The following is a 6,280-nucleotide window of genomic DNA, read 5'->3' as shown; positions in this document are numbered from 1 at the left end:
CGAAGCGCTGGTGCAGAAGGCGCACATCGTGTGCCCGTACTCGAATGCGACCCGCGGCAACATCGACGTGACGCTGACGGTGGTCTGATCCCCCCGCATGACCTGCCGTGGGGGGGGGGGCCCCCCCCCCCCCCCCCCCCCCCCACCACGCGATCAGCCTTCGGCGGCGACCAGTTCGGCCAGCTGCACGGCATTGAGGGCAGCGCCCTTGCGGATGTTGTCCGAGACGATCCACAGGTTCAGGCCGCGCGGGTGGGACAGATCCTCGCGGATGCGGCCGACGTACACCGCATCGGTACCCGAGGCATGGGTGACCGGCGTCGGATAGCCACCCGCTTCATGCTTGTCGACCACTTCCACGCCCGGCGAACGTGACAACAGCTCACGCGCGGCATCCGGGGTGACCTTGTCGCGGGTTTCGATGGTGACCGCTTCGGAGTGGCCATAGAACACGGGCACGCGCACGGCGGTCGGGTTCACCAGGATGCTGTCATCGCCGAGGATCTTGCGGGTTTCCCAGACCAGCTTCATTTCTTCCTTGGTGAAGCCGTTGTCCTGGAAATCATCGATGTGCGGGATCAGGTTGAACGCGATCTGCACCGGGAAGCGCTGCGGATCGATTTCCTGGAAGCTGAGCAGCTGGCCGGTCTGCTTGCCGAGTTCTTCCAGCGCCGAGCGACCGCCGCCGGACACCGACTGGTAGGTGGCCACGTTGATGCGCTCGATGCCGTACTGGCGGTGCAGCGGCGCGAGTGCGACCAGCATCTGCATGGTCGAGCAGTTCGGGTTGGCGATGATGCCGCGCGGGCGGTTCTTCAGCGCTTCCGGGTTCACTTCGGAGACGACCAGCGGCACGTCATCGTCGTAACGGAAGGCCGAGGAGTTGTCGATCACCACCGCGCCTGCGGCCGCGAACTTGGGGCCGAACTCCTTGGAGACACTGCCACCGGCGGAGAACAGCGCGATGTCCACGCCGTTCGGATCGAAGGTGCTCAGGTCCTGGACCTTGATCTTCTCGCCCTGGTACTCGATCTCGCCGCCGGCCGAACGCGAGGACGCGAGCAGGCTCAGCGTGGCGATCGGGAAGTTGCGCTCGGCCAGGATGGCCAGCATGGTTTCGCCGACAGCACCGGTGGCACCGACGACGGCGACGTGGAAACGACGATCTGGATTGCTCATGAGAACCTCTGTTGGGTGTACCGACCCGTGGCCGATACGTAACGTGCGTTGGGGATGTGTACCGACCAACGATCGGTACCTGCCGTGCCTTGGAGATATGTGCCGACCATCGGTCGGTACCTACCGGTTCGGGAACCTCGCCTGTTGGCCAGCGCGGTTCCCTATCGTTTTGCGTCGTCGATCTTTTTGCCGCCCACGGTCGCGCCGCCGGTTTTCACGGCAGCGACAGCGTCGGCGTTGATCGCGCTTGGCGGGTGGCCGGCATCCGGGCCCTGCCCCAGTGCGGCGGTCAGGTTGTCCACGGCCAGCTGCACCATCGCCCGGCGGGTGGCCTGGCTGGCGCTGCCGATATGCGGGGTCAGCACGATGTTGTGCAGGGCGAGCAGTTCCGGGCGCACCGTCGGCTCGCCTTCGAACACATCCAGCCCGGCCGCGGCCAGGCGCCCGTTGGCCAGGGCATCGGCGAGCGCCAGCTCATCCACGATACCGCCGCGGGCGATGTTGATCAGCGTGGCGGTCGGCTTCATCTTCGCCAGTGCATCGGCATCGATGATGTGGTGCGAGGCGGCGTTGTAAGGCAGCACGAGCACGAGGTGATCGGCCTGCGCCAGTAGCGTATCCAGATCCACATACTGCGCGCCAACCTCGGCCTCGATGGCCTCGGGCAGCTGCGAACGGTTGTGGTACAGCACGCGCATGCCGAAGCCGTGTGCGCCGCGGCGGGCGATGCCCTGGCCGATGCGGCCCATGCCGAGGATGCCCAGCGTGCTGCCGTGGATGTCCGCACCGAGCATGGTCTGGAACGACCATTGCCCCCACTGCCCGTCACGCAGCCAGCGCTCGGATTCGGTGATGCGGCGCGCGGTAGCCATCAGCAGGGCGAAGCCGAGGTCGGCCGTGGTTTCGGTCAACACATCCGGGGTATTGCTGGCCAGGATGCCGGCGGCGCTGAGCGCGTCGATATCCAGGTTGTTGTAGCCCACACCGACGTTGGCGATCGCGCGCAGCTGGGGCGCGTTGGCGATCTCGGCCGCGCCGATCCGTTCGTTGAGGGTGATCAGCGCGCCGTCGACGTGGGCCAGCTGTTCGGCCAGTTTCTGCGGCGTATAGCGGGTGACGTCGCCGGTCATGGTCAGGTCGAAATGCTGCCCGAGCTGTTCGACGACATCGTCGAACAGGGGCTGGCTGACCCAGACCTTGGGGCGCCGATCAGCCATCGATCGTGCCCGGAATACGCGGCGTGATCTCGCCGACATCGCCGCACTGGGCGCGGTGGCGCAGCGCCTGGTCCATCAGCACCAGCGCCATCATCGCCTCGGCGATCGGAGTGGCGCGGATGCCCACGCACGGATCGTGACGGCCGGTGGTGATCACCTCGACCGAGGCACCGCTCGCGTCCACCGTGGCACCGGGCAGGCGCAGGCTGGAGGTCGGCTTGAGCACGATCGAGGCGGTGACCTGCTGGCCGGTGGAGATGCCACCGAGGATGCCGCCGGCATGGTTGCTGGCAAACCCCTGCGGGGTGAGCAGGTCACGGTGTTCGGTGCCCTTCTGCGCGGCGCTGGCAAAGCCGTCGCCGATCTCCACGCCCTTGACTGCATTGATGCTCATCAGCGCTGCCGCCAGATCGCCATCGAGCTTGCCGTAGATCGGCTCGCCCCAGCCCGGCGGTACGCCGTCAGCCACCACGTTGACCCGCGCACCGACCGAATCGCCGGACTTGCGCAGCGCATCCATGTAGCTCTCCAGCGCGGGCACCTGATCGGCGACCGGCCAGAAGAACGGGTTGTCTTCCACCGCCGACCAGTCGAACCCGGTCGGGGTGATCTCGCCCAACTGCGAGAGATAGCCGCGCACGGTGACGCCATGCCGCTGCAGCAGCCACTTCTTGGCGATGACGCCGGCAGCGACGCGCATGGTGGTTTCGCGCGCGGAGGAACGACCGCCACCGCGCGGATCGCGGATGCCGTACTTCTGCCAGTAGCTGTAGTCGGCATGGCCCGGACGGAACTGCTGGGCGATGTTGGTGTAATCCTTGCTGCGCTGGTCCGTATTGCGGATCAGCAGCCCGATCGGGGTGCCGGTGGTACGGCCGTCGTACACCCCGGACAGGATCTCGATCTCATCGGCTTCACGCCGCGCGGAGGTGTGCCGGCTCTTGCCGGTCGCCCGCCGCTGCAGATCATGGGCGAATTCGTCGGCGCTGATCTCCAGCCCCGGCGGACAGCCGTCCACCACGCAGCCGATCGCCGGACCGTGCGATTCGCCGAAGGTGGTGACGGTCAGCAGTTTGCCGAAGCTGTTGGAACTCACGGCCGCTGCGCTGCCAGTTCGGTGATGCGGGCGCTGTGCGCGATCAGTTCGCGGCACTCCACGGCGAAGATGCCCATCTGGCCGACCTTGAACTCGACCCAGCGGAAATCCACTTCCGGCAGCAGCTTGTACAGGTGCTGCTCGGACTCACCCACTTCACAGATCAGCAGGCCATCCTCGCTCAGGTGCAGCGGGGCATCGCGCAGGATCTTCAGCACCAGGTCCAGGCCGTCGTCGCCGGCACGCAGGCCCATCTCCGGCTCGTAGGCATATTCCCGCGGCAGGGCATCGGTCTCGTCGTTGGTGACGTACGGGGGATTGGTGACGATCAGGTCGTAGTGACGGCCGGTCAGGCCGTTGAACAGGTCGGACTTGAGCAGGGTGACGTTGGACGTCTGCAGACGTTCCTTGTTCTCTTCGGCCAGCGAGAGTGCTTCGTCGCTGAGGTCGACGCCGTCCACTTCCCAGTTGGGGTAGTAGTGGCCCATGGCGATGGCGATGCAGCCCGAGCCGGTGCACAGGTCGAGGGCGCGATGGACATCGCGGCCGGCCAGCCACGGCTCGAAGCCGCACTCGATCAGTTCGGCGATCGGGGAGCGCGGCACCAGGGCACGCCTGTCGCTCTTGAAGCTCAGGCCGGCGAACCAGGCCTCACCGGTGAGGTAGGCAGCCGGGATGCGCTCGTCGATGCGGCGCTGGAACAGCTCCAGCACGCCGACCTTTTCGTCCTGCAGCAGGCGGGCCTGGCCGTAGGCCGGGCCGAGGTCATGCGGGAGGTGCAGGCTGTGCAGGACGAGCTGGGTGGCTTCGTCCAGGGCGTTGTCGTAGCTGTGCCCGAAGGTCAGCCCGGCGGCGTTGAAACGGCTGGTGCCGTAGCGGATCAGGTCGATGATCGTGTGGAGTTCGGCGGCCGTTTCGGCGGTCATGGCGGGGCAACAGGCAATGTGGCCCCCGATTATAGGCGCTGGGGCGGGCCGGGGCATCCGTTGCAGTCGAAACGAGCCGGAACCCGGGCCACGGCGAGGATCAAGACAGAAGCCAATGCGGCGGTTGCCAGTCCGTGGGCTGGCGTGCCGACGCCCCTCCCGACAATCCGGCGTGGCTCCCTCTATCATGGTGGCCACTTCCGGGACGGGGCCCTTATGTTCAATCGCAATGTCGGCATCATCCTGCTGATCGCCCTGGCCGCCGGGCTGGGCCTGGTCGTGGCACAGAAGGTCTTCGCGCCCAAGCCAAGCGGTGACCGCCCTGCCACCGAATCGATCACGTTCTATCCGCAGCCGCGTCCGCTGCCCGATTTCAACCTGGGCCAGTCCGATGGCACCCGCCTGATTCCGGGTGAGCTGAAGGGCCACTGGACCCTGGTGTTCCTGGGCTTCACCTTCTGCCCGGATGTGTGCCCGACCACGTTGGCCGATCTGGCCCAGGCCCAGAAACAGTGGGAAGCCCTGCCCGAGACGCTGCGCCCGCGGCTGGTCTTCATTTCGGTCGATCCCGAGCGCGATACGCCGGCACGGCTGGGCGAGTACGTGCATGCGTTCCATAAGGACACCCTGGCCGCGACGGCCGATGTGCCCTCGCTGGAGCGTTTCGCCACCTCGCTGGGCTTTGTGTTCCAGAAGGTGCCGGGCAAGCACTTCGACGAGAACCCCGAGGATTACACCCTCGAACACTCGGCCAGCCTGGCCGTGCTGGACCCGGAAGGCCGCCTGGCCGGTCTGATCCGCCCTCCTTTCCAAGCGCAGGCCATTGCCCGCGACCTGCAACTGCTGACCGAGAAATCCGCCCCATGAGTTTGATGACCACGCTGAGCTACGCCCTGCCCCATCGCCTGCTGTCGTCCATGGCGCGCAGACTGGCGTACTCCAGCAACCCGCGGGTCTCGCGCTGGCTGATCGATACGGTCACCGCCAAGTTCGGCGTGAATCTGGCCGAAGCCGCCAACCCGGACCCGCGCAGCTACCCGACCTTCAACCAGTTCTTCACCCGGGCGCTGAAGCCGGGCGCGCGCGTGGCCGACGCCGATCCGCGCACGCTGGTGATGCCGGCCGATGGCCGGATCAGCCAGCTGGGCAAGATCGAGGACGGCCGCATCTTCCAGGCCAAGGGCCAGTCCTTCACCGCCGCCGAGCTGCTGGGCGATGCCAAGGATGCCGAGGTCTTCCACCACGGCCTGTTCGCCACGGTGTATCTGTCGCCGAAGGATTACCACCGCGTGCACATGCCGTGGACCGGCACGCTGCGCGAGACCGTGCACGTGCCGGGGCGGTTGTTCAGCGTCGGCCCGGCCGCGGTGAACAGGGTGCCGGGGCTGTTCGCCCGCAACGAACGCCTGGTCTGTCACTTCGATACGGACTTCGGCCCGATGGTCTCGGTGATGGTCGGCGCGCTGCTGGTCTCCGGCGTGGAGACGGTGTGGGGCGGCGAGGAAATTCCGGCCTACGGCGATACGATCACGCGCAAGGATTACCGCGGCAAGGGCATCACCCTGGAGCGCTTCGCGGAGATGGCGCGCTTCAACTACGGCTCCACCGTGATCGTGCTGCTGCCGCCGGGGGTGGCCGAGTTCGCGCCACACCTGGATGCCGAGCATGCGGTTCAGTTGGGGCAGGCACTGGCCACCCTGAAGTAACGGTGGTATCGGCCGCTGGCCGGCATCGCAGTAGTGCCGGCCGCTGGCCGGCATCGGGGTAGTGCCGGCCGCTGGCCGGCATCGGGGTAGTGCCGGCCGCTGGCCGGCATCGGGGTAGTGCCGGCCGCTGACCGGCATCGCAGGCAGTACGGGGAG

The 6,280-nt window shown here is 67.0% G+C and carries 6 protein-coding genes and 1 pseudogene; 3 read left to right on the top strand and 4 right to left on the bottom strand.

Translation table 11 applies throughout. The features are described 5' to 3' along the window. Window positions 1-88, top strand: a pseudogene (locus ABE422_RS18640) (organic hydroperoxide resistance protein); the annotation flags it as partial. Window positions 89-153: 65 nt separating this feature from the next. Here ABE422_RS18640 and ABE422_RS18635 read toward each other — a convergent pair. From ABE422_RS18635 to prmB, 4 genes are all read right to left on the bottom strand, one after another. Continuing rightward, window positions 154-1,179 (bottom strand): aspartate-semialdehyde dehydrogenase, encoded by a 1,026-nt coding sequence (locus tag ABE422_RS18635; protein ID WP_102788063.1) that lies wholly within the window; start codon window positions 1,177-1,179, stop codon window positions 154-156. A 161-nt stretch (window positions 1,180-1,340) separates the two neighbouring features. Beyond that, a complete protein-coding gene (locus ABE422_RS18630; protein ID WP_346483484.1) occupies window positions 1,341-2,396 on the bottom strand; it encodes a D-glycerate dehydrogenase in 1,056 nt (351 codons plus the stop codon). Continuing rightward, window positions 2,389-3,492, bottom strand: coding sequence for a chorismate synthase (gene aroC / locus ABE422_RS18625; protein WP_346483483.1), 1,104 nt, complete (start codon window positions 3,490-3,492; stop codon window positions 2,389-2,391). Before aroC ends, ABE422_RS18630 begins: the two co-directional genes overlap by 8 nt. Beyond that, a complete protein-coding gene (gene prmB / locus ABE422_RS18620) occupies window positions 3,489-4,418 on the bottom strand; it encodes a 50S ribosomal protein L3 N(5)-glutamine methyltransferase (RefSeq protein WP_313218992.1) in 930 nt (309 codons plus the stop codon). Before prmB ends, aroC begins: the two co-directional genes overlap by 4 nt. A gap of 216 nt (window positions 4,419-4,634) precedes the next feature. Here prmB and ABE422_RS18615 point away from each other — a divergent pair, with 216 nt between their 5' ends. Both ABE422_RS18615 and asd read left to right on the top strand, forming a co-directional pair. Beyond that, window positions 4,635-5,285, top strand: coding sequence for an SCO family protein (locus ABE422_RS18615; protein WP_265308475.1), 651 nt, complete (start codon window positions 4,635-4,637; stop codon window positions 5,283-5,285). Then, complete coding sequence (asd, locus tag ABE422_RS18610; RefSeq protein WP_121038477.1) at window positions 5,282-6,124, top strand: archaetidylserine decarboxylase; 843 nt, start codon at window positions 5,282-5,284, stop codon at window positions 6,122-6,124. The genes ABE422_RS18615 and asd overlap by 4 nt, the downstream gene beginning before the upstream one ends. Window positions 6,125-6,280 lie beyond the last annotated feature (156 nt).

Source organism: Stenotrophomonas sp. TWI1151 (assembly GCF_039673135.1).
Lineage (GTDB): Bacteria > Pseudomonadota > Gammaproteobacteria > Xanthomonadales > Xanthomonadaceae > Stenotrophomonas.
This window is presented reverse-complemented; position numbering and strand designations above follow the sequence as displayed.

Bases quoted from the DNA above. Each gene is read 5' to 3' on its own strand.
- asd (WP_121038477.1), top strand. From the start codon at position 5,282: ATGAGTTTGATGACCACGCTGAGCTACGCCCTGCCCCATCGCCTGCTG.
- ABE422_RS18615 (WP_265308475.1), top strand. From the start codon at position 4,635: ATGTTCAATCGCAATGTCGGCATCATCCTGCTGATCGCCCTGGCCGCC.
- prmB (WP_313218992.1), bottom strand. From the start codon at position 4,418: ATGACCGCCGAAACGGCCGCCGAACTCCACACGATCATCGACCTGATC.
- ABE422_RS18630 (WP_346483484.1), bottom strand. From the start codon at position 2,396: ATGGCTGATCGGCGCCCCAAGGTCTGGGTCAGCCAGCCCCTGTTCGAC.
- ABE422_RS18635 (WP_102788063.1), bottom strand. From the start codon at position 1,179: ATGAGCAATCCAGATCGTCGTTTCCACGTCGCCGTCGTCGGTGCCACC.